Annotated in this window: 18 protein-coding genes; 3 read left to right on the plus strand and 15 right to left on the minus strand. The window is 66.6% G+C overall.

The features are described 5' to 3' along the window. The first annotated feature begins 132 nt into the window (after nt 1–132). Entirely contained in the window at nt 133–1,530 is a 1,398-nt protein-coding gene (gene gltX / locus V6M37_RS16795; protein ID WP_332675243.1) for a glutamate--tRNA ligase, read from the plus strand. A gap of 57 nt (nt 1,531–1,587) precedes the next feature. Here the strand turns inward: gltX and V6M37_RS16800 are convergent, their stop codons facing one another. The 14 genes from V6M37_RS16800 to V6M37_RS16865 all read right to left on the minus strand — a co-directional run bounded on the left by V6M37_RS16800 (nt 1,588) and on the right by V6M37_RS16865 (nt 20,742). Next, nucleotides 1,588–2,202: a phasin family protein gene (locus V6M37_RS16800; RefSeq protein ID WP_332675245.1), complete on the minus strand. Its 615-nt coding sequence runs from the start codon at nt 2,200–2,202 to the stop codon at nt 1,588–1,590. A 203-nt stretch (nt 2,203–2,405) separates the two neighbouring features. Next, the gene (locus V6M37_RS16805; RefSeq protein WP_332675247.1) at nt 2,406–3,053 is read right to left on the minus strand and encodes a response regulator transcription factor; all 648 of its coding nucleotides are present in this window, start codon (nt 3,051–3,053) and stop codon (nt 2,406–2,408) included. After that, nucleotides 3,050–5,476 carry a PAS domain-containing protein gene (locus V6M37_RS16810; RefSeq protein ID WP_332675249.1) on the minus strand — a complete coding sequence of 809 codons (2,427 nt, stop codon included), beginning with the start codon at nt 5,474–5,476 and terminating at the stop codon, nt 3,050–3,052. Before V6M37_RS16810 ends, V6M37_RS16805 begins: the two co-directional genes overlap by 4 nt. Nucleotides 5,477–5,973: 497 nt before the next feature. Continuing rightward, on the minus strand, nt 5,974–7,893 hold the full coding sequence (gene mnmC / locus V6M37_RS16815) for a bifunctional tRNA (5-methylaminomethyl-2-thiouridine)(34)-methyltransferase MnmD/FAD-dependent 5-carboxymethylaminomethyl-2-thiouridine(34) oxidoreductase MnmC (RefSeq protein WP_332675251.1): 1,920 nt from the start codon (nt 7,891–7,893) through the stop codon (nt 5,974–5,976). Between the two features lie 66 nt (nt 7,894–7,959). Continuing rightward, complete coding sequence (gene lysS, locus V6M37_RS16820) at nt 7,960–9,468, minus strand: lysine--tRNA ligase (protein ID WP_332675253.1); 1,509 nt, start codon at nt 9,466–9,468, stop codon at nt 7,960–7,962. 123 nt (nt 9,469–9,591) lie between these two features. Continuing rightward, complete coding sequence (gene minE / locus V6M37_RS16825) at nt 9,592–9,852, minus strand: cell division topological specificity factor MinE (protein WP_332675255.1); 261 nt, start codon at nt 9,850–9,852, stop codon at nt 9,592–9,594. 1 nt (nt 9,853) lies between these two features. Beyond that, on the minus strand, nt 9,854–10,669 hold the full coding sequence (gene minD, locus V6M37_RS16830; protein ID WP_332675257.1) for a septum site-determining protein MinD: 816 nt from the start codon (nt 10,667–10,669) through the stop codon (nt 9,854–9,856). Nucleotides 10,670–10,703: 34 nt separating this feature from the next. Then, entirely contained in the window at nt 10,704–11,474 is a 771-nt protein-coding gene (gene minC / locus V6M37_RS16835; RefSeq protein WP_332675259.1) for a septum site-determining protein MinC, read from the minus strand. A 144-nt stretch (nt 11,475–11,618) separates the two neighbouring features. Beyond that, nucleotides 11,619–12,509, minus strand: coding sequence for an Hsp33 family molecular chaperone HslO (gene hslO / locus V6M37_RS16840; protein ID WP_332675261.1), 891 nt, complete (start codon nt 12,507–12,509; stop codon nt 11,619–11,621). Beyond that, nucleotides 12,506–12,874 carry an ArsC family reductase gene (locus V6M37_RS16845; protein ID WP_332675263.1) on the minus strand — a complete coding sequence of 123 codons (369 nt, stop codon included), beginning with the start codon at nt 12,872–12,874 and terminating at the stop codon, nt 12,506–12,508. Before V6M37_RS16845 ends, hslO begins: the two co-directional genes overlap by 4 nt. A 12-nt stretch (nt 12,875–12,886) precedes the next feature. Then, nucleotides 12,887–15,232 carry a Tex family protein gene (locus V6M37_RS16850; protein ID WP_332675266.1) on the minus strand — a complete coding sequence of 782 codons (2,346 nt, stop codon included), beginning with the start codon at nt 15,230–15,232 and terminating at the stop codon, nt 12,887–12,889. A 206-nt stretch (nt 15,233–15,438) separates the two neighbouring features. After that, nucleotides 15,439–16,287: a D-hexose-6-phosphate mutarotase gene (locus V6M37_RS16855; protein WP_332675268.1), complete on the minus strand. Its 849-nt coding sequence runs from the start codon at nt 16,285–16,287 to the stop codon at nt 15,439–15,441. A 6-nt stretch (nt 16,288–16,293) separates the two neighbouring features. Then, complete coding sequence (locus tag V6M37_RS16860) at nt 16,294–18,978, minus strand: bifunctional acetate--CoA ligase family protein/GNAT family N-acetyltransferase (RefSeq protein ID WP_332675270.1); 2,685 nt, start codon at nt 18,976–18,978, stop codon at nt 16,294–16,296. Between the two features lie 222 nt (nt 18,979–19,200). Next, nucleotides 19,201–20,742: a sensor histidine kinase gene (locus V6M37_RS16865; RefSeq protein ID WP_332675272.1), complete on the minus strand. Its 1,542-nt coding sequence runs from the start codon at nt 20,740–20,742 to the stop codon at nt 19,201–19,203. A 525-nt stretch (nt 20,743–21,267) separates the two neighbouring features. On the opposite strand from V6M37_RS16865, the gene V6M37_RS16870 reads away from it, so the two are divergent. Beyond that, entirely contained in the window at nt 21,268–21,843 is a 576-nt protein-coding gene (locus tag V6M37_RS16870; protein ID WP_332675274.1) for a class I SAM-dependent methyltransferase, read from the plus strand. Here the strand turns inward: V6M37_RS16870 and mnmH are convergent. Next, nucleotides 21,818–22,924, minus strand: coding sequence for a tRNA 2-selenouridine(34) synthase MnmH (gene mnmH / locus V6M37_RS16875; protein WP_332675276.1), 1,107 nt, complete (start codon nt 22,922–22,924; stop codon nt 21,818–21,820). The genes V6M37_RS16870 and mnmH overlap by 26 nt on opposite strands. A 52-nt stretch (nt 22,925–22,976) precedes the next feature. Between mnmH and selD the strand changes: the two genes are divergently transcribed. Further along, nucleotides 22,977–24,017 carry a selenide, water dikinase SelD gene (selD, locus tag V6M37_RS16880; protein WP_332675278.1) on the plus strand — a complete coding sequence of 347 codons (1,041 nt, stop codon included), beginning with the start codon at nt 22,977–22,979 and terminating at the stop codon, nt 24,015–24,017. Nucleotides 24,018–24,079 lie beyond the last annotated feature (62 nt).

A 24,079-nucleotide genomic window follows, 5' to 3' on the forward strand; every position in this document is an offset into this window, starting at 1 on the left:
CCGAAACCCCGAACGTTCGCGCTTCGGGGTTTTTTGTTTGCGCGCTTCCATGTCAGGACCGCGGCGGGGTAGGGAAGGGCGGGACGATGGCGTAAAATCCGCCGCTTTCGAACCTTCCCAGTCCCGTATCCGATGGCTTCCAACGTCCGTACACGTTTCGCTCCGAGCCCGACCGGCTACCTTCATATCGGCGGCGCCCGCACCGCGCTGTTTTCGTGGGCGTACGCGCGCCGGCACGAAGGGACTTTCATCCTGCGCATCGAGGACACCGATGTCGCGCGTTCGACGCCCGAGGCGGTGCAGGCCATCCTCGACGGCATGAGCTGGCTCGGGCTCGACGCGGACGAGGGGCCGTTCTACCAGATGCAGCGGATGGATCGCTACAAGGCGGTGATCCAGGAAATGCTCGCCGCCGGTACCGCCTATCTGTGCTACACGGCGCCCGACGAACTCGAACGCATGCGCGAGGAGCAGCGCGCGCGCGGTGAAAAGCCGCGCTACGACGGACGCTGGCGTCCCGAGCCGGGCAAGGTGGTGCCCGTCCCGCCCGAAGGCGTGGCGCCGGTCGTTCGCTTCCGCAACCCCGTCGACGGCGTCGTCGCGTGGGACGACCTCGTGAAGGGGCGCATCGAGATCGCGAACGCGGAACTCGACGACCTCGTGATCGCACGCGCCGACGGCACTCCGACGTACAACTTCTGCGTCGTCGTCGACGACCGCGACATGGGAATCACGCACGTGATCCGCGGCGACGACCACGTCAACAACACGCCGCGCCAGATCAACATCCTGAAAGCGCTCGGCGCGGACGTGCCGCTCTACGCGCACCTGTCGATGATCCTCGGCGACGACGGCACGAAGCTGTCGAAGCGCCACGGTGCGGTCAGCGTGATGCAGTACTTCGACGACGGCTACCTGCCGGAGGCGGTCATCAACTACCTCGCGCGCCTCGGCTGGAGCCACGGCGACGACGAGATCTTCTCGCGCGAGCAGTTCGTCGAGTGGTTCGACCTCGATCACATCACGCCGTCGGCGGCCCAGTTCAACACCGAAAAGCTGAACTGGCTCAACGCGCACTACATCAAGCAGGCCGACGACGCGCGCCTCGCGGCCGACGTCGCGAACCGGCTGGCGAAACGCGGCGTCGACCCCGAGGCGGGGCCCGCGCTGGAATCGATCGTCGCGCTCTACAAGGAGCGCGTCGCGAACCTCAACGAACTCGCCGACGCCGCGGAACTGTACTGCACGGAGGTCCACCCGGCGGCGGAGCTCGTCGCCCAGCACCTCACGGACTCGGCGAAGGCGGCGCTCGCCAGCCTGAAGGCGCGGCTCGCCACTGCTGCGTGGGAAAAGGCGGCGATCAGCCAAGCAATCAAGGACACGATGGCCGAATGCGGACTGAAGATGCCGCAGGTGGCGATCCCGCTGCGCGTCGCGACGCTCGGCGTGCCGCAGACGCCGTCAATCGATGCGGTACTCGAAGTGCTCGGGCGGGACCGCGTGCTCGCGCGCGTGGGACGCTACGTGTGAACGAAAAAAAGCCCCGGGGGAGTCCCGGGGCTTCGCACTGAGCCGGTACGACTTCGATCAGGCCGCCTTGCGCGATGCCTTGCTGGCGGCGACCATCGGTTGCAGAGCATTGCTCGCAGCCGCGAGGTTGTTTTCAGCGACGTCGCGGGACGTCCGGACAAAACTCTCGTAAGCCGCGGCGGCGTTGCTCATCGCCGTTTTCATCGCGGAGACGAAGTCCGCCGTGCCGGTCGGGCCGGACTTGGCGAGGTTGTCGAGCTGCGCCTGGATCGATTCGGTCATCTGGTTCAGACGGCGGGTGTTGAGTTCCGAGACTTCCGACTGGGTCTGGATGCAGAGTTCGTTCAGGTTGCGGAAGTAGTCGGTGGCCTGCTCGAGCCCCTTGTTTTGCATGTCGGTGCGGGAGGCGAGCTGGTCGCGGAAATCGTCGCCCGAGACGGGGACGTTCGAGGAAGCGAGCGAGCACGCCGCACGGGCGGCCTCGATGTTGAGCGAAACCAGCCGCTCGGAGGCATTCAGCATGATGTCCGCATACGACTGGAACATCTGCATGTTGTCAGCGGCGGCCTGGGTCATTTTCTGTACGGAAGGCAGAGTATTCATCTTTGATTCCCTAATGGCAGAAGTGCGTAAGTCTCGTCGAAACGAGCTGTCCCCCTGGATTTTCTCCATTCGATCTTGCTGAGTCCGCGGCAGGTCCCCTCTCCCTCTCGCCTCCATCGGGTTCGTATTCGCTCGAGCTACGCGACCCGATCGGGCAGTTCCACGTGCTCCCGGGGTGACGGAATGCTACGTGTCCTGATCGCGTCCGCCCATACATCCTTTAGCGTGTTTTAATTCCCCAAAATGGGGTATTCAAACGCAGAATTGTCATATCAGCCGGTAATCGAAGTGATGCCGCTGCGAATGGCATATTTCGTCAATTCGGCGACGCTATGCAGATCGAGTTTCCGCATGATGTTCCGGCGGTGGACCTCGACGGTCGACGGGGCGAGATGCAGGCGATCGGCGATGCGCGCCGACGTGTGACCTTCCGCGATCAGCTGCAGCACCTGGCGCTCGCGCGCCGTGATCCGCGGTGCCGAGATGTCGTTCGGCGAGTTGTCGAGCAGGGCGCTCGTCACCGTGGCCGCGACGTCGGGGCACAGGTAGGTCTTTCCGAGCTGCACGGTCTGGATCGCGCGCAGCAGTTCTTCGCCGGCTTCGGCCTTGGTCACGTAGCCGGTCGCGCCGGCGTTGAGCAGGTCGAGCACGAACTGGCGGTCCGAAAACGCCGACAGGCCGATGACCTTGATCTGCGGCCTGAGCGCCATCAGGCGCCGCGTCGCTTCGATGCCGTTCATTCCGGGCATGCCGATGTCGACGCAGACGATGTCGACCGGCTGGTGGGTGACGATGTCGATCAGCTCGTCGCCGTTGCTGGCTTCGCCGACGATCTTCATGCCGGGTTGTTTTTCGAGCATCGCGCGCAGCGCGTGCCGGAACATCTGATGGTCGTCGGCGAGTACGAGGCGCGTGGTCATCGTGATCCCGTCCCGATCAGTCCCGCGCGATCCGTGGCGCGACGCAAGGGTGTAGCTGTCCACTGTGCATTTACCGTGTAGTTGTCGAAGGTCACTGTGATTTCCGTCCCGCTGCTGGGGTGCGATTTGATGGTGAAGCGTCCGCCCGCGAATTCCGCCCGTTCCTTCATCGTGATCAGGCCGAGCCCGGGCGTGTTTCCGCTTTCGCCGAGTTGTTGGAGTTCGAAGCCGATGCCGTCGTCGATGATCGTCATCTCGACCCGCGCCGGGCTGTTCGTCAACTCGACGCGGATCGTGCCGGCTTGCGCGTGCTTCGCGCAGTTCGTCAGCGCTTCCTGCACGATGCGGAAGAGCAGGGACTGGATATTGGGGGGCAGTTGCGCGTTGAACGAATCCGTCCTCATATGGACCGCGATCCCCGTGCGGTGGCCGAACTGCTGCGCGTAGTCGTGCAGCGCCGGAATCAGGCCCGCGTAATCGAGGGTCGCGGGGCGCAGGTCCGTGCAGATGTCGCGAATGCCGGTCGTCGTGTCGAGCAGCAGGGCCTGCGCGTCGTCGAGCAGCGCTTCGACTTCGTTCAGCACGTTGGACGGCAGCGCCCGCGCGATATTCGACAGGGTCAGCTGCAGCGCGGCGAGGTTCGGGCTGGCGCGGTCGTGGAGCTCGCCGGCGAGCTTGCGGCGCTCGTTCTCCTGCACATCGACCATGTGCCGGGACAGGTCCGCGAGGCGCGCCGAATGCGTGCTGCGCTCGCGCTCGAGCTGCTTTCGTGCCGAGTTGTCGGACAGCATGGTGCGGCTCGCGAGGAAGTTGCCGCCGGGATCGAACACGGCGGTCGAGGTCAGCAGCACCGGGAAGGTGCTTCCGTCCTTGCGGAGGAAGTCGAGTTCGAGGTTGTTGAGAACCCCGCCGCGTTTGAAGAGCGAGAAATTTCCTTCGAAAGCCGCCCGGGATTCGGGTGCCAGGATATCGGGCAGGGCGATCTTGCCGACGACTTCCTCGCGCGTGTAGCCCAGCCAGTTCAACTCCGTGTCGTTGATCTGGATGATGCGTCCCTCGGAGTCGAGAGAGTGGTAGCCGCAGGGCGCGTTTTGGTACAGGTCCTCGATTTCGCGGGTCTTCTTCAGCAATTCCTGCTCGGCGAGCTTGCGCTCGGTGATGTCCTGGACGGTGCCGAAAAGCTTGAATACACGCCCCGCGTCATCCTTGAGCGGGACGATTTCGGTGACGTGATAGCGGGTCGAGCCCGAGGCGAGGTGCACGACCTGCTCGAGCTTGCAGCGCTCGCCGCTGTCGATCGCGTGCTGAAATTGCTTGCGCGTTTGCTCGACGCATTCGGCGCCGTAGTACGCGAGCGCCTCCTCGAGGTCGGGGGCACCCAGCGCGAGAGGCCGTTCGAAAAGATGGAACAGCTGAGGCGACCAGGTCATGCCGCCGACGTCGCGGTCGAGCTCCCAGTCACCGATGCGGCCGACCGCCTGCGCCTCATGCAAGCGGGCCTCGCTTTCGCGCAGCGCCAGTTCGGCCTGCTGCCGCAGCGCTTCGCGATCGAAGTGGTCGAGCGCGAACGAAATGTTGTCGGCCATCTCCTCGAGCAATTTGACCGCTTCGTCGTCGACAAACTGATCGTCGTCGCCATACACGGCGAGCGTTCCGAACGGCGCTCCGCCGCGCCGCAGCGGAAGCGCGATCGCATAGGTCAGGCCGCGGGCGACCAGCGTGCGCTGCCACGGGGCGAGGTCGGGCGCGGTGCGCAGGTCCGAGACCCGGCACACCCGCTGCTCGTGATAAGCGGTGCTGCACGGGCTCTGGCCTTCGGTGCAGCTGACGTCGGTGGTGACGAGGGCGCCTTCGAGCCAGGCGGCCGCGCGACCGGCGGACTCGACCGGAACGATGCGATTGCTGACCGGGTCGCAGATGCCGATCCACGCGAGCCAGTAGCCGCAATGCTTGACGCATGCCGCGCAGACCGTGCGGTAAACGTCTTCCGGGCCGGCGCTTCGCAGCATCGCGGCGTTGGTTTCGGAGATCGCGGCATAGAGTCGCGACAGACGACACACACGCGCGTCGGCAACATCGCACGCGACGACATCGACAAGGCCGGTCACCGTTATCCAGGCGTCGCCGCCCGGTGCGGGTATGCGCTTGAAGGTCAGCTCGATGCTGCGCTCCTGGCCCGTCGTGCCCGTCAGTTGTCCGCGGAGCCGGGCTTTGCCGTCGCGTTCGGCGTCCTGGATCGCATGCCGAATGCTTTCAGTGCCGAGATTGCAGCAATCGTGCCAAAGCGGCTCGGACCAGAACGGTTTTCCGACGAGGGCGGATGCCGGAAGACCGAAGAGCGCCGCCTGCGACACATTGATACGGAGCACGGTCCCCGCCGTGTCGAGCAGGGCGAGCAGTTCGTCGTTGCTTTCGACGAGCATCGAGTCGACTACCGGGTTCGACGATGCGCCACGCGGGGACGGTTCATCGGGTCGCGCCGGTGCGACTCGCTCCCTCTCGTAAGTCATTAAATCCCCACTTGTCGTGCGCCGTGCGTGGCTCACGAAAACCGGACCCGTGCCAGGATGGCCAGACAACCGCAATATGCAAGGTCCGTAAGCAACTGTCCAGTAGGCAGGGCTAGCCGGCTGACAAATTCGAAGGCGCGTCCGGCATTGCCGATACGCGCCGTTCGCGGAATAGGGCTGTCTCCTCCGACCCGCTTTTCGATCCATCAGACCCGTATCGTCGCGGACCACATTCTTGTTGGACGACGACTCTCTGCCGGTTTTTTTTGCCGTCCCTGTCGCGCTTGCTCGTCTTCTGCGATTCGCGCGTTATTGAACTGCGGAGAATCATACCGATGGCAACCGAGGGCGAAAATACCATGATCTCTGTACAAGAATCCGTGACCAGGGTATTTCGGCAACGCGGCTGCTCAGTTTCCGGTATCGAAGCGGCGTACCGGTTTGAGGAGGAAGCGGGCCGGGTCGAGCGCGTCGACCAGGTCGCGTTCGAGCGGCAGCGGATCGCCTTCGAGCCGGCTCGCGAGAAGCTCGCCGGCGAGACTCGCCCAGACGAGCCCGCGCGCACCGAAGCCGCTGATTGCGTAAAGGCCCGGAAGCCGGGGGATCGCGGCCAGCGGCGTATCGCCGCTCACGGGCGAACCCGCAGGAATCGCGCCGATCATCGGCAGCCGGTCGGGAGACGCGGGGCGGAAGCCGACCCGGCCGCCGATCTCGCCGTGCACGAGATCCGCGGCGTAGCCGGGAAGGATGAAGTCGAGCTTCGCAAGATTCTCGCGATGGTCCTCGCCGCGCAGCGCCGGTTCGTCGTCGTTTATCGCGAAGGTCGCACCGGCGCAGCGAACGCCGTCGACGGACGGACTCACGTAGCCGAGCCGGCAAACGACGATGCTCGGCGCGCTTCCGCTTGCGGCGGCGAGATGGGTGACCTGGCCGCGTGCGCTGCGAACGGGCAATGCGCGGGCTTCGGGGACGGAGGTGATCGCCGCGCCGTTCGCGAGGATCGCGACGGGCGCGTTCGCGATCGGATTCCCCTGATCGTCGAAGGCCGTCCACCCGTCGCCGGTCGGTTCGATGCGCTGCATCCGCCGTCCGAAATGGCTCCTGATGCGCTCCGGCCAGGCGACGAGGTTGGCCGCGCACAGGGTCGGTGGGCTGACCCAGGCGCCTTGCGGAAACCACCAGCCGCCGACGGCCAGCGGCCAGCGGGCGAGCGCCGAGGCCTCGTCGCGGTCGACGAAGCACAGGTAGTCGGCGGGCGGCTGCTGGACTTCGACGACGCGTCGCTGCTTGCCTTCATGGATCGGGTCGCGGGCGAGATGCAGCACGCCGCAGGCGTCCCACCGCACGGGCAGGCCGAGATCGCTCAGGTGCCGCAGGTGACGCAGTCCGTACAGTGCACCGGCCCGGGTGATTCGCGCGAGCCGGTTGTCATCGAGGCTCGGCAGCGGCCGAAGCACGCCGGTGAGGTTCCCCGAGGCCCCTTGCCCGGGCGCGTTCGCCTCGTCGATGACGTCGACGCGCCACCCTCGCGCGGCGAGACGTTCGGCGACGCTCGTGCCGGCGAGCCCCGCGCCGATGACGATCGCATGACGGGCGGCACGCGTGGACGTGACGTCGGGTTGTGGGCCGGCGGATTTCGCGCGTCGGGCGCGGCACATCTCTCGTTTGCCGCCGAAACCCTCCACCTTTTCGCAGTCGAAGCCGGCCTGCGCGAGTCCGCGGCGCACCGCGCCGGAGACCGACCAGGTCGCCAGCGTCGCGTCTGGCGACGCGAGCCGGTCGAGTTCCGCGAGCAACGCGTCGGACCACAGTTCGGGATTGCGCGCGGGCGAGAAGCCGTCGAGATAGAACGCGTCGGCGCGGCAGCAAAGTTGCGGCAGCAGGTCGCGCGCATCGCCGAAGAGCAGCGTCAGGATAATGTGGCCGCCGTCGAGATGCAGGCGGTGGACGCCCGGCGTCAGCGGCGGCCACTGCGCGCGCAGTTCCTCCGCGAGCGCTCCGAACTCGGGCCAGCGCGCGTGCAGCGTCGCGAGGTCGTCGCGTGTGAAAGGATGGAGCTCCGCGGAGACGAAATGCAGGCGTTCGCACCGCTCGGGATCCGCGCGCCACGCCGACCACGTCGCGAGGAAGTTCAGCCCGAGGCCGAAGCCGGTCTCGACGATCGTGAAGCGCCCGCGCCGGCGCCACCGCTCGGGCAGCCCGTTGCCGGCAAGGAACACGAAGCGCGCCTGGTCGAGGCCGCCGTAGCGCGTGTGGTACACGTCGCCGAAGGCTTCGGAGCGCGGCGTGCCGTCATCGGCGAAGGAAAGGCGGGCGGGTTCGATCGGCACGGCGGGAGGCTCCGGAAACGACGAGGCGCCTTGCGGCGCCTCGATCACAGCAGCGGTGGCGCGATGTCACTCCATCCGCATCTGCGGGAACAGGATTACGTCGCGGATGCTCGGGCTGTCGGTCAGCAGCATCACGAGGCGGTCGATGCCGATGCCGCAGCCGCCGGTCGGCGGCAACCCGTATTCGAGCGCGCGGATGTAGTCGGCGTCGAAGAACATCGCTTCCTCGTCGCCGGCTTCCTTCGCCTTGACCTGATCGAGGAAGCGCGCCGCCTGGTCTTCCGGGTCGTTCAGCTCGGAAAAGCCGTTCGCGATCTCGCGGCCGACGATGAAGAGTTCGAACCGTTCGGTGATCTCCGGGTTCGCGTCGTTACGGCGCGCGAGCGGCGACACTTCGGCAGGGTAGTCCACGATGAAGGTCGGCTCCCACAACTCGGCCTCGGTCGTTTCCTCGAACAGCATGAGTTGCAGCGAGCCGAGCCCGGCGCCGGCGCGCGGGGCGACCTTCAGGTCGGCGAGCTTCGCCCGCAGCCAGTCGGCGTCGTTCAGTTGCGCGACCGAGAAACCGGGCTGGTACTTGTGGATCGCCTCGACGATCGTCAGCCGCGCGAACGGCTTCGAGAGGTCGAGTTCGCGTCCCTGGTATACGAACACCTCGGTGCCAAGCGCTTCGCGCGCGGCCTGGCGCAGCAGCCCTTCGGTGAAGTTCATCAGGCTCTTGTAGTTTGCGTACGCCTCGTAGAACTCCATCATCGTGAACTCGGGGTTGTGCCGCGGACTCAGCCCTTCGTTGCGGAAGTTGCGGTTCACCTCGAAAACCTTCTCGAAGCCGCCGACGACGAGGCGCTTGAGGTAGAGCTCCGGCGCGATGCGCAGGAAGAGCTCCATGTCGAGCGCGTTGTGATGCGTCGTGAAAGGCTTCGCCGCCGCGCCCCCGGGGATCGGATGCATCATCGGCGTTTCGACTTCGAGGAAGCCGTGGCCGACCATGTAGTTGCGGATCGACTGGACCATGCGGCTGCGCGCGACGAAGGTGAAGCGCGCCTGCTCGTTCATGATCAGGTCTACGTGCCGCTGGCGGTACTTTTGCTCGACGTCGGTCAGCCCGTGAAACTTGTCGGGCAGTGGCCGCAGGCTCTTCGTCAGCAGCCGGATTTCGTTCGTCTTGACGGACAGTTCGCCGGTTCGCGTCTTGAACAGCGTGCCGACCGCGCCGACGATGTCGCCGATATCCCAGTGCTTGAAGTCGGCATAGACCTCGTCGCCGACCGCGTCGCGCGTGACGTACAACTGGATCTGGCCGGACAGGTCTTGGATCGTCACGAAGCTCGCCTTGCCCATGACGCGCTTGAGCATGACGCGGCCGGCGACCTTCACTTCGATCGCCGTCGCTTCGAGCTCTTCCCCTTCCTTGTCGCCGTAGAGTTCGTCGAGCTTGCCGGCGGTGTTCTCGCGCGAGAAATCGTTCGGAAACGCACGACCCGACGCGCGCCAAGCCGCCAGTTTCTCGCGCCGCTCGGCCATGATGTGGTTCTCGTCCTGCGGGGCGGCGTGGCTATTGTTCTGGTCGCTCATGGCTCGGTCAGGGGAAAGGAAAGGAATAATTGTGGCATGCGCAGGTGAGACCGGCAAATGCGGGTCGCGCGCCGACCGCCTTGCGGGAGGCGGGTTCGCGCGCGGTCGGCGCCGGTCCGGGAGCTATCTGTTCTGCTCGGGCAGAACGATATTGACTTCGAGGACTTCGACGTTGTCCTGCTTGTCGAGATGCACTTTGATGTCGTCGGCATTGACCGACACGTATTTCGAGATCACTTCGATCAGCTCGCGCTGAAGGGCGGGCAGGAAATCCGCTGTCGGTCCTCCGCCGCTGCGCTCATGTGCGATCAGCAGTGACAGGCGGTTCTTGGCTATCTCGGCGGTCTTCTTCTTCTCGCCGAAGAGGCGGGCAAGAAACGACATGTCACTTGCCTCCGAAGAGGCGCTTGATCAGCCCCGGCTTTTCGTAATTGACGAAGCGCAAGCTGCGCTCCTCGCCGAGGAAGCGCGCGACGACATCGGAATACGCTTCGGCGACGTCGGTGCCCTTGAGGTGGATCGCCGGCGTACCCTGGTTCGACGCCTGCAGGACGGATTCGGATTCAGGGATCACGCCGATCAGCGGCACACGGAGCAGTTCCTGCACGTCCTTGTACGACAGCATCTCACCATCGTCGACCCGCTTCGGCGAATAGCGGGTCACGAGCAGATGCTCCTTGACCGCTTCCTTGCCCTCGGCCGCACGCCGCGACTTCGACTGCAGGATGCCGAGGATGCGGTCGGAGTCGCGCACCGAGGAGACTTCGGGGTTCGTCGTCACGATCGCTTCGTCGGCGAAGGTCAGCGCGAGCACGGCGCCGCGCTCGATTCCGGCCGGCGAGTCGCAGACGACGTAGTCGAAGCCCATGTGGGCGAGCTCCGCGAGCACTTTCTCGACGCCTTCCTCGGTGAGCGCATCCTTGTCGCGCGTCTGCGACGCGGGCAGCACGAAGAGGTTGTCGCAGTGCTTGTCCTTGATCAGCGCCTGGTTCAGCTTCGCTTCGCCGTTGATGACGTTGACGAGGTCATACACGACACGGCGCTCGCAGCCCATGATCAGGTCGAGGTTGCGCAGCCCGACATCGAAGTCGATTACCGCGGTCTTGAAGCCGCGCAGTGCGAGCCCGGAAGAAAATGCCGCACTGGTGGTGGTCTTGCCCACGCCACCTTTGCCTGATGTCACGACGACGACTCGAGTCACGGTTTGCCCTTTTTTTCTGAAGATTGTGCCGCGCTCAGTCGAGCTGCAGCGGTTCGATGTCAAGTTTGTGTTCGGTGCCGGCAGCGAGCAGGCGGACGTGCGCGGTGCGGCCGGCGACCGCGGGGGAAATGCCTTGTTCGAAGGTGCGATAGACGCCCGCGATCGAGACGATCTCCGGGCCGAAATTCGTCGAGACGATGCGGGCGGCGACGTTGCCCTGCGCACCGGCGAGCGCCCGTCCACGCAGGGGCCCGTAACAGTGGATGCTGCCGTCCGCGATCACTTCGGCGCCGTTGCTCATGCCGGCGAGCAGCACGATGTCGCCGCCGCGGGCGTACACCTGCTGGCCCGAGCGCAGTGGGCGATCGATGAAGAGCGTGTCGGCCTGGAACGCGGGCGTCGCGACCGGCGCTGGCTCCGCGCAGACTTCGGGAACGGGCTGTGGCGCCGGCCGCGGCGCGTCCTGACGTTCGCCGAGTTCGGCGCCGTCGAGAATCGCGAGTCCGGCCTGGCGCGCCATCGCCGCGAGCTCCGGCGGCAGGTTGCGCACGCCCATCGGCTGTAGCCGGTAGCGGCGCAGGAGGCTCGTCAGACCGGGCCAGTCGATGCGCGACGGGAATTCGGCGAGCGCGCCGAAATCGAGGACCGCCGCTTCGCCGGCGAAAAAGTCGGGCATGCCGCCGAGCATCATATGCAAGGCGTCCGCAAGCTTCGGTGGCTCGGTTTCGCGCAGCACCGCGATGGTCGCGTCGAGTGTTGCATTGCGGAACTCGATCGGGCGAGCAGCGGGCGGAACGGCGGACATGGACGGGGCAACCCTAAAAGGCACGAAGTCTAATGACGCAGAGGAATTCGGGCAAGGCTCGGTTTGCCCCGCCGCCGTGCCGCGCGGCGCGGCGCTGCCCGAATGTCGACGCCCCGAAGGGGGGCGGAACGCGCGCGAAAATATTCAGTGAACGGAACGCGGCGGCGTGCCGAGGTCGGGATGGGAGGCGAACAGCGCGTCGATCTCGTCGGGTTCGAAACGGTAGTCGTGGTTCGAGAGGTCGTCGCGCACGACGAGTTCGCCGTGCTCGGCGTAGATGCGTCGCACTTCGGCCTCGCCGAGGCTGCGCAGCATGCCGATGACCTTGTCGCGGTCGGGCGGGAAGTCGTGGGTCACCGGGCGCGGGTCGAACAGGCGCACCTTTTCTTCCGCGAAGAGACGGCCGAGCAGGATCTCCGGCGGAAGCTCGAGGAGCTCGTCGGCGCGCACCGTGTGTGCGAGCTGGTGTACGCGCGACCAGCCGTCCTCGTCGCGGGCGTCGGCTCCGGGGAGTTTCTGCAGGAACAGGCCGGCTGCGCTGCGCTCGTCGCAGGCGAGCCACAAGCCGGCGGGCTGCTGTTCGGACTGGGCCAGATAATGCTCGAAGGTCGCGGTGATGCTGTCGCCGTCGAGCGGCACGAGGCTGCGGTACGGCTGCTCCATGCCCGCAACGTCGAGCGTCAGCTGCAGGATGCCGTCGCCGACCAGATTCGACAGGCCGCCGCCGGCGGGGAGCGGCGCGTCTTCGCCGAGGCCGGCAAAACCGCGCAGGTTCAGCGCCTCGTTGCAGTCGACGACCAGCAGCCGGACCGGGCCGTGGCCCTGGATCTGGAACGTCAGCCGGCCGTTCTGCTTCAGGTTCGCCGCGATCAGCGCCGACACCGCGCTCATCTGGCCGAGCAGATGGGCCACTTCGGCCGGATAGTCCCGGCCCGCTTGCAGCGCCTGCCAGACGTCGGCGAGGCGCACGACGGCGCCGCGAATGTCGAGGTCTTCGAGCAGGAAGCGGCGAACGTAGCTGGGGTCTGCTTTCATGCCGATGCTCCGGAAATGCCAAAAACCGTCCCGAGTCGCGCGGGGTCGAAGCCGGCGAGGATTTCGCCCGACGCGGTCTCGATGACCGGGCGGCGGATCAGACTCGGATGCGCCGCCATCAGGGCGATGGCTTCATCCGTGTCGGACACCGCCTGTTCGGCCGGGTCGAGCTTGCGCCACGTCGTCCCGCGGGTATTGACCAGCGCCTGCCACCCGAGTTTGTCGCACCAGCGGGCGAGGAGTTCGGGCGAGACGCCGGACTTGCGGTAATCGTGAAACGAATAGGCGACACCGTTCGCATCGAGCCAGGTGAACGTCTTCTTCATCATGTCGCAATTCCTGATTCCGTAGATCGTCGCGTTCATCGCGTTTCCGTCCTATTTGCGCAGGGCGCGTGCGAGCGCGTCGGCCATCGCGCCGCCGGCCGTGTTGCTGCGGCTGTCGCGGCTGTCGCGGCGCGCGTCGGCGCCGTTGCGTCGCGGTTGCGATGCCGCCCTCGGATCGTTCCGCCGGCGGGCGCCGTCGCTCGGCGCAGCGCTCGTAGCGTGGGCCGGTTCGTCGCCCATCCGCATCGTCAGGGCGATACGCTTGCGCGGAAGATCGACTTCCAGCACCTTGACCTTCACGACCTGTCCGGCCTTGACGACGCTGTGCGGGTCCTTGACGAAGCGGTCGGCGAGCGCCGAGATATGGACCAGGCCGTCCTGGTGGACGCCGATATCGACGAATGCCCCGAAGTTCGTGACGTTCGTCACCGTGCCTTCGAGCATCATGCCCGGCGCGAGGTCTTTCAGCGTTTCGACGCCTTCGCGGAACGTCGCGGTGCGAAACTCGGGCCGCGGGTCGCGGCCCGGCTTTTCGAGTTCCGCGAGGATGTCCTGCACGGTCGGCACGCCGAAGCGTTCGTCGGTGAACTCCTCGGGGCGGAGCGACTTCAGGAAGGTCGCGTTGCCCATCAGTTCGCGCACGTTGCGCGCGACCTTTGCGAGAATCCGCTCGACGACCGGATAGGCTTCCGGGTGCACCGACGAGGCGTCGAGCGGGTTGTCGCTGTTGGGGATGCGCAGGAAACCCGCGGCCTGTTCGAAGGTCTTCGCGCCGAGGCGCGGAACGGCCTTCAGCGCGTCACGGCTGCGGAACGGGCCATTGGCGTTGCGGAATTCGACGATATTGCCCGCGAGCGTCGTATTCAGGCCGGAAATCCGCGCGAGCAGCGCCGCCGACGCGGTATTTACGTCGACGCCGACCGCGTTCACGCAGTCCTCGACGACGGCGTCGAGGCTCTTTGCGAGGCGCGACTGGTTGACGTCGTGCTGGTACTGGCCGACGCCGATCGACTTCGGGTCGATCTTCACGAGTTCGGCGAGCGGGTCCTGCAGGCGCCGGGCGATCGAGACCGCGCCGCGCAGCGACACGTCGAGATCCGGGAATTCGCGGGCCGCGAGCTCGGACGCAGAATAGACCGACGCACCGGCCTCGGACACGGTCACGCGCGTGAGCCGCAGTTGCGGCAAGGCCTGCATCAGGTCCGCGACGAGCTTGTCGGTCTCGCGCGACGCCGTGCCGTTGCCGATCGCGACGAGATCGACGCCGTGCTTCTTCGCGAGCGCTGCGAGCGTCGCGAGCGATCCCTCGACGTCGCGGCGAGGCTCGAACGGATAGATCGTCGCGGTCTCGACGAGTTTGCCGGTCGGGTCGATCACCGCGGCTTTCACGCCGGTGCGGATGCCGGGGTCGAGTCCCATCGTGCAGCGCGCGCCGGCCGGGGCCGCGAGCAGCAGGTCCTTGAGGTTGCGCGCGAACACGCGGATCGCCTCCTCCTCGGCACGCTCGCGCAGCTCGTTCATCAGTTCGAGCTCGAGGTGCAGCGAGATCTTGACGTTCCACGCCCAGCGGACGCTCTCGCGCAGCCAGCGGTCCGCCGGACGGCCTTCGTCGCGCACACGGAAACGGGCGGCGATCCGTGTCTCGCACGGGTGGGGGGCGTCGGGGTCCGGCTGGTCGACGGTCAGAGCGAGCCGCAGCACGCCTTCGTTGCGACCGCGCAGCAGCGCCAGCGCACGATGCGATGGCAGGGTCGCGATCGGCTCGCGGAAGTCGAACCAGTCGCGGAATTTCGCGCCCTCAGTTTCCTTGCCTTCGACGACGGTGGAGGCGACGACGCCCTTGTCGTGCAGCCACTCGCGCAGCTCGCCGAGCAATTCGGCGTCCTCGGCGAAGCGCTCGATGAGGATCTGGCGCGCGCCGTCGAGCACGCTTTTCGTGTCGGCGAAGCCGGCGTCGGCGTTGAGGTATGCCGCCGCCTCGGCCTCCGGGTTCAGCGTCGCGTCGGCGAGGAGGGCGGTCGCGAGCGGTTCGATGCCGGCCTCGCGGGCGATCTGGGCTTTCGTCCGCCGTTTGGGCTTGTACGGCAAGTAGAGGTCTTCGAGGCGCTGCTTCGTCTCGGCCGTAAGGACTTCGGCCTTCAAAGCGTCGGTGAGTTTGCCTTGCTCTGCGATCGATTCGAGCACCGCGGCGCGGCGGTTCTCGAGTTCGCGCAGGTAGCCGAGCCGCTCTTCGAGGTTGCGCAACTGCGTGTCGTCGAGGCCGCCGGTCGCTTCCTTGCGGTAGCGGGCGATGAACGGGACGGTCGCGCCTTCATCGAGGAGCTGGATCGCGGCGACGACCTGGCGGGGTTGGGCGGCGAGTTCGGTGGCGATGCGGTGTTCGATCGGGGGGAGCATGGGCGATGGCTGCGGCGCGGAATCCGGCAGGGCTGGGAAAAGGTCCGGATGGTGCATTAATCGGGGAGGCACGGGCAAGGGCGGGTTTCGCGGACAGCGCGGTCGGCGGGAAGCGGGGCGGATGTTCGGATACGCGTCCTCGCGTTCGCGATCGGCGAGAAAACTCCGAGCAGCGGGCCGGCGTCGAGCGCGACGACGCCTACGGGTCAGAGTGCGATCAGGCTCTGCCGTCCGACCCAGTCCTCGCCCGCGTCGAGTTCGATGCGATGTCGCACCGCCGCGGCCTCGACGCAGAGCATGTGGCGGAATCCGTTCGCCGGCATGTCCGGCAGTTCGGCGCAGCGCTGCTCCCACGGGTTCCACACGACGACGTCGGGAAAGCCTTCCGCATTGATGCCGAGGCTGCGGCTGCCGTCGCGCAACAGCAGCGGCCGCTTCACGTCGTGATAGACGCGGTCGGTTTCCCCGCCGACGACGAGGACGTCCCCGCTGTCGTGCTTGATGCGGTCATGGTCTGCCGCGTCGCGGTACTCGTGCCCGTACAGGCCTTCGAGGCGCGCGTTTTCGACCTCATGCACGCGCAGGTAGGTGTGCAGCGCGGCCGTGAAGGCGAACGGCGCGTGGCCGGTGTTCGTGACTTCGAACTCGACGTCGAGGCGATCGCCTTCGATGACGACCGTGAGTTCGGCGGCGAAATTCTGCGGCCAGATCGCCCAGGTGTCGTCGTCTTCGGTGAGCCGCAGCGTCGCGAGCGCATAGTCGTCTTCGGCGCGATGCTCGGCCACCGACCAGCTCCGCGTACGCGCGATGCCGTGCTTCGGCAGCCGCCCGAGCGAGCCGAACTGCGGAAAGCAAACCGGAATGCCGCCGCGGATCGGGGTGTCGGCGTCGAAGCGCGCGGCGGGACTCAGATAAAGGCGTTCGTCGCCACTGGCTGGCGTCCACGACAGCACCTGCGCGCCGAACGGCGAAACGGCCGCGCGCGCGCCGTTCGCCGTCTCGAGGAAGAGCGCCGGGCGGCCACGGAAATCCCGCGTTTCGATCCTGGACGGCATCGGCGCTCAGTCCTGCAACGGCAACACGCCGAGCTTCACGGTGTTGTCTTCCGGGTCGTTCGAGAGCTGGAAGCCGAGGCCTTGCACGAATTTGAGCATGCGCTCGTTGTTCGCGAGGAACACGCCGTTCATGTACATGATGCCCTTGTTGCGTGCGGTCTCGATCAGCACCCCCATCAGCTTGCGCGCGAGGCCGCGATGCTGCCATTCGTCGGCGACGACGACCGCGAACTCGCACGACTCGCCGTCCGGGTTGACCGCGTAACGGCAGACGCCGACCTCGATCTCCCTGCCGTCCTCCTGGATCGTCGCGAGGAAGGCCATTTCCCGGTCGTAGTCGATCTGCGTCAGCCGCGCGACCATCGCGGGCGGCAGTTCGCGCATCGTGTTCATGAAGCGGTAGTACTTCGTCTCCGCCGAAAGCTTGCGCACGAACTCGACCTCGAGGTCCGCATCTTCGGGCTTGATCGGCCGGATCGTGACTTCGATCGCGTCGTAATGCCACTTCGTGATCAGTTGCGACGGATACGGGTGGATCGCCATGTGCGCGTAGCGATCGACCGACGGCGAGACATTCTCGACGGTCACGCGAGCATCGACCGCGACCGCGCCGTTCTCGTCGACGATCAGCGGGTTGATTTCGAGTTCGGTGATCCACGGCAGTTCGCAGATCATCTCGGAGACGCGCAGCAGCACGAATTCGAGCGACTCCATGTTGACCGGCGGCATCGTGCGGAACTCGCCGAGCAGCATCGATACGCGCGACGAGCGGATCAGGTCGCGCACGAGGTAATTGTTCAGCGGTGGCAGCGCGACTTCGAGGTCGCGGTTCGCGACGACGCGGTTGCCGCCCTCGCCGAACGTGATTACCGGACCGAACACCGCGTCGCGCTTGACGCCGACAACCAGTTCGCGGCCGTTGCGCTTGAGGATCATCGGCTCGATCGCGACGCCGTTGATCGCCGCGGCGGGCTTGTTCTTGCGGACTTCCTCGAGGATTTCCTGGTACGCGGTGCGCACCGCGGCGAGGCTGCCGAGGTTCAGGCGCACGCCACCGGAATCCGCCTTGTGGATGATCGACGGCGAATCGATCTTCATCACGACCGGCAGGCCGATCTCCTCGGCGAGCACCATCGCCTCGGTCGCCGAGCGGGCAACGACCGTCTGCGCAATCGGGATGCGGAACGCGGCGAGGAGCGCCTTCGATTCCATCTCGTTGAGCACGCGGCGGCGCTCGGCGAGCGCGGTCTCGATGACGAGGCGGGCGCTCTCGACGCTCGGCGGATTCAGATGCGACAGCGACGCCGGCGTCTGCATCAGCAGCTTCTGGTTGCGGTAATACGCCGAGATATGGCTGAAGAGTTCGACCGCCGGTTCGGGCGTGCGGAAGGTCGGAATGCCGGCGGCCTCGAACGCCTTGCGGCCGTCGCGCACCAGTTCCTCGCCCATCCAGCAGGTGACGACCGGCTTGTCCGCGTTTTTCTCGAGCTCGACGACGGCCTGCGCGACCGCGGTCGGGTCGGTGTTCGCCTGCGGCGTCAGCATCACGAGCACGCCGTCGACATTCGGTCCTTCGAGTACCGCCTGCACCGCCTTGCGATAGCGCTCTACGTCGGCGCCGCCGAGGACGTCGACAGGGTTGCCGTGCGACCAGCCGGGCGGCAGGGCCGCGTTGAGTTTCTCCATCGTGCCTTCGGTGAACTCGGACAGCGGAATGCCGAGGTCGGCCGCGCGGTCGGCGGCCATCACGCCCGGGCCGCCGCCATTGGTGACGATCGCGAGGCGATTGCCGCGCGGGCGGAAGTGCGTGAAGAGCGCGTTCGCCGCGGCGAAGAGTTGCCCCATGTTGTACAGGCGTATGACGCCCGCACGCCGTAGCGCCGCATCGAAGACGGCGTCGTTGCCGCTCATTGATCCCGAGTGCGAGCGGATCACGCGCGACACGTCGGGGTGGCGGCCGACCTTGATCAGCAGCACCGGCTTCACGCGGGCGGCGCCGCGCAGCGCGCTCATGAAGCGGCGCGCGTCGCGGATGCCTTCGACGTACATGATGATGCTCTCGGTGCGCGGGTCCGAGATCATGTATTCGAGGACTTCGCCGAAGTCGATGTCGCTCGACGAGCCGAGCGAGACCACCGCCGAGAAGCCGACCTTGTTCGGCTCGGCCCAGTCGAGGATCGACGTGCACAGCGCGCCGGACTGCGAAATCAGCCCGATCGTGCCCTTGATCGCGCTGACGTGCGCGAAGGTCGCGTTGAGGCCGAGCACCGGGCGCATGATGCCGAGGCAGTTCGGGCCGAGCAGCCGGATGCGGTAGCGGCGTGCGGCTTCGACGACGTGACGTTCGAGCAGCGCCCCGCGCGGCCCGGTTTCCGAAAATCCGGCCGACATGATGATGATGGCCTTGACACCGGCCCGCCCGCAGCTTTCGACGATCGAGAGGACGTGGTCCGCACGCACCGCGATGACGACGAGGTCGAGCCGGTGCGGCACGTCCTCGACCGACTTGTAGCACGGGACGCCGAGCACGGCTTCGTGCTTCGGATTGACCGCGAACAGCCTGCCGCGGAAGCCCGCGTTGAGCATGTTGCGGATGACGACGTTGCCGAGTGTCGATTCGCGTTCGCTGGCGCCGATCACGCCGACTGATTTCGGTTCGAGCAGGGGGCTGAGGTAGTGCTTTTCTTTCATGTTCTGTCGCCTGGATGAGGGGTCGAGCTGCGACTCCCGGCGGCACGCGTTTCGACGCACGCCGGCCTGCTGCTGCGAGCGGTGCTTCAGTGTGGCCGAAACTTCGTGCAGTTCAAGCTTACTGCAGTGCACCATGGTGCATTGTGACACAAGTCTCGGCGCAAGGAGATCGAGTCCTGGTGCGATGCGGAAAGAATTTGTACGAAAGCGGTTCGCTGCGGTTCAGCGCCCCAGCGTGAAGTAGAAGCGGGCGCCCTGATTGGGCTTGGCCGTCGCCCATATCCGTCCGCCATGTCTCATGATGATCCGGTGCACATTTGCGAGGCCGATGCCGGTTCCCGGAAATTCGGTGCTGCCGTGCAGGCGGTGGAAAGGGCGGAAGAGCTTGTTCGCGAATGCCATGTCGAACCCGGCCCCGTTGTCGGCGATGCAGAAGACCTGGCGGTCGCGGTCCGTTTCGGCCGAGAGCGAGATCCGCGTCTGGTCGCGGCCGGACGTGAACTTCCACGCGTTGCCGAGGAGATTCTCGAGCGCGACCTGCATCAGGTTGCGATCGGCGGTTACGACGAGGCCGGAGGCGATGTCGAGTGCGACCTTTCGATCGGGATCTGTCGCGCGCAGTTCGTCGAGGATCTGTCCCGCGAGGTCGGACATATCGAACGTTTCCGCGTGCAGCGGCTGGCGGGTGAGCTGCGCGAGCTTCAGGAGATCGTCGATCGTCTGCGCCATGCGCTGGCTCGCCTTGCGGATACGCAGGATATGGCCGCGCGCTTCATCGTCGAGCCGGTCTGAGAGTTCGTCTTCGAGGATGGTGGCGAAGCCTTCGATCGCGCGCAGCGGCGCGCGCAGGTCGTGCGAAACGGAGTACGAAAAGGCTTCGAGTTCGCGGTTCGACGCCTCCAGTTCGGTAGTCCGCAGCTTCACCCGTGCTTCGAGTTCCTGGTTCAGGTTGCGCAGCGTCATCTCCGCGATCTTGCGGACGGTGATGTCGAACAGCGTGCCGACGAGGCCCTCGGGCGCCGCCGCGCCGCCGCCCCTGCCGACCGGGTGGGCCGTTGCCTCGATCCAGCGGATCTCGCCGTTGCGGCTGCGCAGACGGAACTGGCCCGCGTAGGCCGGCGCGCGCCCGCTGATCACTCGCGCGAGTTCGGTCACGAACGTGTCCTGGTCGTCCGGGTGGATGTAATCGACGATCGATGTCGCCACCGATTCCCGCACGGGGTGGCCGAAGCTCCTTTCCCAGGCGCGATTCAGAAAGGTGAATCGGCCGTTCGCGTCGGTCCGGAAAATGACCTCCTTGATCGATTCGATGACTTCCTGATAGCGGACCTGGTTCTCGCGCAGCGCGCGTTCGAGGTCCACGTTGCGCGTGACGTCCCGACCGACGCCGCGATAGCCGACGAACACCGCGCCAGCGAACACGGGGCGCCCGTTGAGTTCGAGATGCCGCCGCCCGCCGACCCGGTCGTGTTTGGTGATTTCGAGCCGCACCGGCTCCCGCCGCTCGATGCTGCGGCGGTAGCTTTCCCAGGCGTCGGGGGGGCTTTCGCTGTCGATCTCCCACGGGCGACGCCCGAGAAAATCGGCAGGGTCCATCATCGAGTGGTCGCGCAGGCCGGGGGTCAGATGAACATACCGATGCTCGTGGTCGGTCTTCCAAAACCAGTCCGACGAAATGTCGAGCAGAGCGACGAGTTCCTCCGGCTCGAAGCCCTCCAGGCGTTCTTCCGGCGGCCTTGTCGGCAGCAGAAGATTGGTGCGCAAGCTCTCCCGGTACCGCCAGGCCGCGAGCACGGCTGCCATCGTTCCGGCCAGGGCCGCCATCCACAGCAGCGCGTAGGATTCCTGCGACGGGGGAGAGCCGGCGACAGTGATCCCGGGAGCGGCCAAGGCGCTCAGGGTCGAAACCCATCGCCGGGAATGCCGGGGCAGGCGGAGCAAGGATTGGAGGAAGGCTTTCAAGTCGCTGCGGTCGAACTCGTGAGGCATTGTCCCAGACCCTTCGGCGGATGGTAGCCGCATGCCGGTAAGGGTGATTGCCGACGATTATGGGTCTTTTTGGTGCACTGCGGGAAGGCGGGCGAGGTTTTCGGGATCTCCATCGACTTGCGTCCCGGAAACGCGGATGAGGCGCGGGGAGGCTAGAATCGGTCCCTCACACGGAACCGGGGCTTCCATCATGTCGAATGAATTTCCGCCCGAGGGCGGCATCGCAACGGGGCGCAACGACCGCCCGGCACGAGCCGGCGCGCTCCGTCGGCATTCCCTGGCGGTCAAAGCGGGGCGGCGATGACGGCCGGGTTCGGCGGCGGCCCGGTCACGCCCTCCGCGTGGGTCGAGCGCTTCGCGCCACTGCTGCGTGCCGCAGGGGAAGTACTCGATTTCGCGTGCGGCGGCGGGCGCCACGCTCGCTGGCTCGCGGAGCGGGGCTTTCGGGTCGAGGCCGTCGACCGGGACGCCGGCGCGCTCGCTTCGCTGGCGACGGTCCCCGGCGTGCAGGTGAGCGAAGCCGATCTCGAGAACGGCCCGTGGCCGTATCGCGGGCGGCGGTTCGACGGCATTGTCGTCACCAACTATCTTTTCCGGCCGCGCCTCGCTGAGCTGCTCGACTGCGTCGTCCCGGGCGGCGTGCTGATCTACGAAACCTTCATGCTCGGCAACGAGCGCTTCGGCAAGCCGGGCAACCCGGATTTCCTGCTACGTCCGGGAGAACTGCTCGAACGCTTGCACGACGGCTACCTGATCGTCGCATTCGAGCAGGGTGAAGTCGCGCTCCCGCGCCCCGCCGTCATGCAGCGGGTCTGCGCGGTCCGGCATCCGGCGGTGGTGCCGCGCTTGCCTACCGGGCCGGGAAGTCAGGGCTGACGGCTTCGGATCGGGGCGCCGCGACCGGCGTCGAGTCGCGCGCCGCGAAAATTTCGCGCGCCAGCGCGGCAATGCCCGCGGGCGACAGGTCGTTGGTCGGAAACGCCGGCGCATCCGGAAAACGCACGAAATTCCGGTTCTGCGAGCGGTGGTAGAGCGGATCGTAGTGCAGGTCGATGAACTCCCCAAACAGCGCGGGCAGGTCGTGCGCCGCGGCGAGCGCCTTCCAACGCTCGAGCGTCTCGTTGCTCTGCAGACCCTTCAGGAAGTCGATCTTCCGCTGCAGGTCGGAGACGTCGTCGCCCAGATAGGCGTAGTCGCGGACGAGGAATTCGAGGCGTGCGTCGTGCGTCGCGTCGATCGCGACGCACCGGCTCGCCCGCATCCGCGCGATCAGCGCCTCGGGCACCTGGATGCGGCCGATCTTCCGGCTTTCGGCTTCGACGAAAACCGGGCGCGCGGTGTCGAAGCGGCGCAGCGCTTCGAACAGCGCCGTTTCGAACGATTTCTGCGTCGGCTGCGGCCGGTCGGGCAGTGCGCCGAGCACCGATCCCTTGTGCGCGGCGAGCCCTTCGAGGTCGAGCACCTGCGCGCCGAGTCCTGCGAGCGCTTCGAGGACGCGCGTCTTGCCGCTGCCGGTTGCACCGCAGACGACGCGGAAATCGAACCGCTGCGGCAGGGTTTCCAGTTCGGCGACGACCATCCGCCGCCAGCTCTTGTACCCGCCCTCAAGCTGGCACGCATCCCAGCCGATCAGCCGCAGCCAGGTCACGAACGAACCGCTGCGCTGTCCACCGCGCCAGCAATACACCAGCGGGCGCCAGCCTTTAGGCTTGTCCTGGAAGCGGGTGCGCAGGTGGTGCGCGATGTTCTCCGCGACCATCGCCGCGCCAATGCGGCGAGCTTCGAACGCGGACTGCTGCTTGTAGATCGTGCCGACGATCCTGCGCTGCTCGTTGTCGAGCACGGGGCAGCCGATCGCGCCGGGGATGCGGTCTTCTTCGAATTCGGCGGGGCTGCGGGCGTCGATGATCTCGTCAAAGGCGGACAGCTGTGCTACGGTCGCGAGGCCTTTCTTCATGCTGGTCGCGGCGCCCGGCCGCGCCGGACAGCCGTCTCTCCCCCTGGAATCCATGGATCAGATCAAACTCACGCAATTCTCCCACGGCGGCGGATGCGGCTGCAAAATCGCGCCGGCCGTGCTGTCCAAACTGCTCGCGCACGCGCCCGCCGGTCTCGTTCCACCCGATCTCCTCGTCGGCACCGAAACCGCCGACGACGCCGCGGTGTACCGGCTCAACGACCGCCAGGCGATCGTCGCGACGACCGATTTCTTCACGCCGATCGTCGACGACCCGTTCGATTTCGGCCGCATCGCGGCGACGAACGCGCTCTCGGACGTCTACGCGATGGGCGGCACGCCGATCATGGCGCTCGCCATCGTCGGCATGCCGCTCGACAAGCTGCCGCCCGAAGTCATCGGGCGCATTCTCGAAGGCGGCGCGTCGGTGTGCCGCGACGCCGGCATCCCGATCGCCGGCGGCCATTCGATCGACGTGCTCGAACCGATCTACGGGCTCGTCGGCCTCGGCGTCGTCGACCCTTCGCAGGTCAAGACGAATGCCGGCGCACGCGACGGCGACGTGCTGATCCTGACCAAGCCGCTCGGCGTCGGAATCCTGTCGGCCGGGTTGAAGAAGGGTCTGCTGAACGACGCCGGCTATGCGGAGATGATCCGCTGGACGACGCAGCTCAACCGCGTCGGCACGAAGCTCGCAGCCATGCCGGGCGTGCACGCGGTGACCGACGTTACGGGCTTCGGACTCGCCGGGCACCTGCTGGAAATCTGCCGCGGCTCGCGGCTCGGTGCGACGGTGTCGTTGTCCGATCTGCCGACGATCAACGCCGCGCTGGCGCTCGTTCGCGACGGCATCGCGACCGGCGCGTCGACGCGCAACTGGGCAAGCTACGGCGAGTCGGTCCGGATGGGCGCCGACGCGCAGGAATGGCAGCGCAAGCTGATCACCGATCCGCAGACGAGCGGGGGATTGCTGATCGCGTGCGCTGCGGAAACGGTCGATGAGGTTCTCGACGCGATCCGCACCGAGCAGGGAACGGACGGCCGCATCGTCGGACGGATGGAGGCCGGCGAGCCGGTCCTCCGCGTCGCTTGAAGGGCCGGCGCGGCGCTCGAGCGTCGCGGCTCCGGGTTTCCGGTGTTCCCGGCGTCGGGAAA

This window comes from Aromatoleum sp., assembly GCF_036675785.1.
Classification (GTDB): Bacteria; Pseudomonadota; Gammaproteobacteria; order Burkholderiales; family Rhodocyclaceae; genus Aromatoleum.

Bases quoted from the DNA above. Each gene is read 5' to 3' on its own strand.
- gltX (WP_332675243.1), top strand. From the start codon at position 133: ATGGCTTCCAACGTCCGTACACGTTTCGCTCCGAGCCCGACCGGCTAC.
- V6M37_RS16800 (WP_332675245.1), bottom strand. From the start codon at position 2,202: ATGGAGAAAATCCAGGGGGACAGCTCGTTTCGACGAGACTTACGCACT.
- V6M37_RS16805 (WP_332675247.1), bottom strand. From the start codon at position 3,053: ATGACCACGCGCCTCGTACTCGCCGACGACCATCAGATGTTCCGGCAC.
- V6M37_RS16810 (WP_332675249.1), bottom strand. From the start codon at position 5,476: ATGCTCGTCGAAAGCAACGACGAACTGCTCGCCCTGCTCGACACGGCG.
- lysS (WP_332675253.1), bottom strand. From the start codon at position 9,468: ATGAGCGACCAGAACAATAGCCACGCCGCCCCGCAGGACGAGAACCAC.
- minE (WP_332675255.1), bottom strand. From the start codon at position 9,852: ATGTCGTTTCTTGCCCGCCTCTTCGGCGAGAAGAAGAAGACCGCCGAG.
- minC (WP_332675259.1), bottom strand. From the start codon at position 11,474: ATGTCCGCCGTTCCGCCCGCTGCTCGCCCGATCGAGTTCCGCAATGCA.
- hslO (WP_332675261.1), bottom strand. From the start codon at position 12,509: ATGAAAGCAGACCCCAGCTACGTTCGCCGCTTCCTGCTCGAAGACCTC.
- V6M37_RS16845 (WP_332675263.1), bottom strand. From the start codon at position 12,874: ATGAACGCGACGATCTACGGAATCAGGAATTGCGACATGATGAAGAAG.
- V6M37_RS16850 (WP_332675266.1), bottom strand. From the start codon at position 15,232: ATGCTCCCCCCGATCGAACACCGCATCGCCACCGAACTCGCCGCCCAA.
- V6M37_RS16855 (WP_332675268.1), bottom strand. From the start codon at position 16,287: ATGCCGTCCAGGATCGAAACGCGGGATTTCCGTGGCCGCCCGGCGCTC.
- V6M37_RS16860 (WP_332675270.1), bottom strand. From the start codon at position 18,978: ATGAAAGAAAAGCACTACCTCAGCCCCCTGCTCGAACCGAAATCAGTC.
- V6M37_RS16870 (WP_332675274.1), top strand. From the start codon at position 21,268: ATGACGGCCGGGTTCGGCGGCGGCCCGGTCACGCCCTCCGCGTGGGTC.
- mnmH (WP_332675276.1), bottom strand. From the start codon at position 22,924: ATGAAGAAAGGCCTCGCGACCGTAGCACAGCTGTCCGCCTTTGACGAG.
- selD (WP_332675278.1), top strand. From the start codon at position 22,977: ATGGATCAGATCAAACTCACGCAATTCTCCCACGGCGGCGGATGCGGC.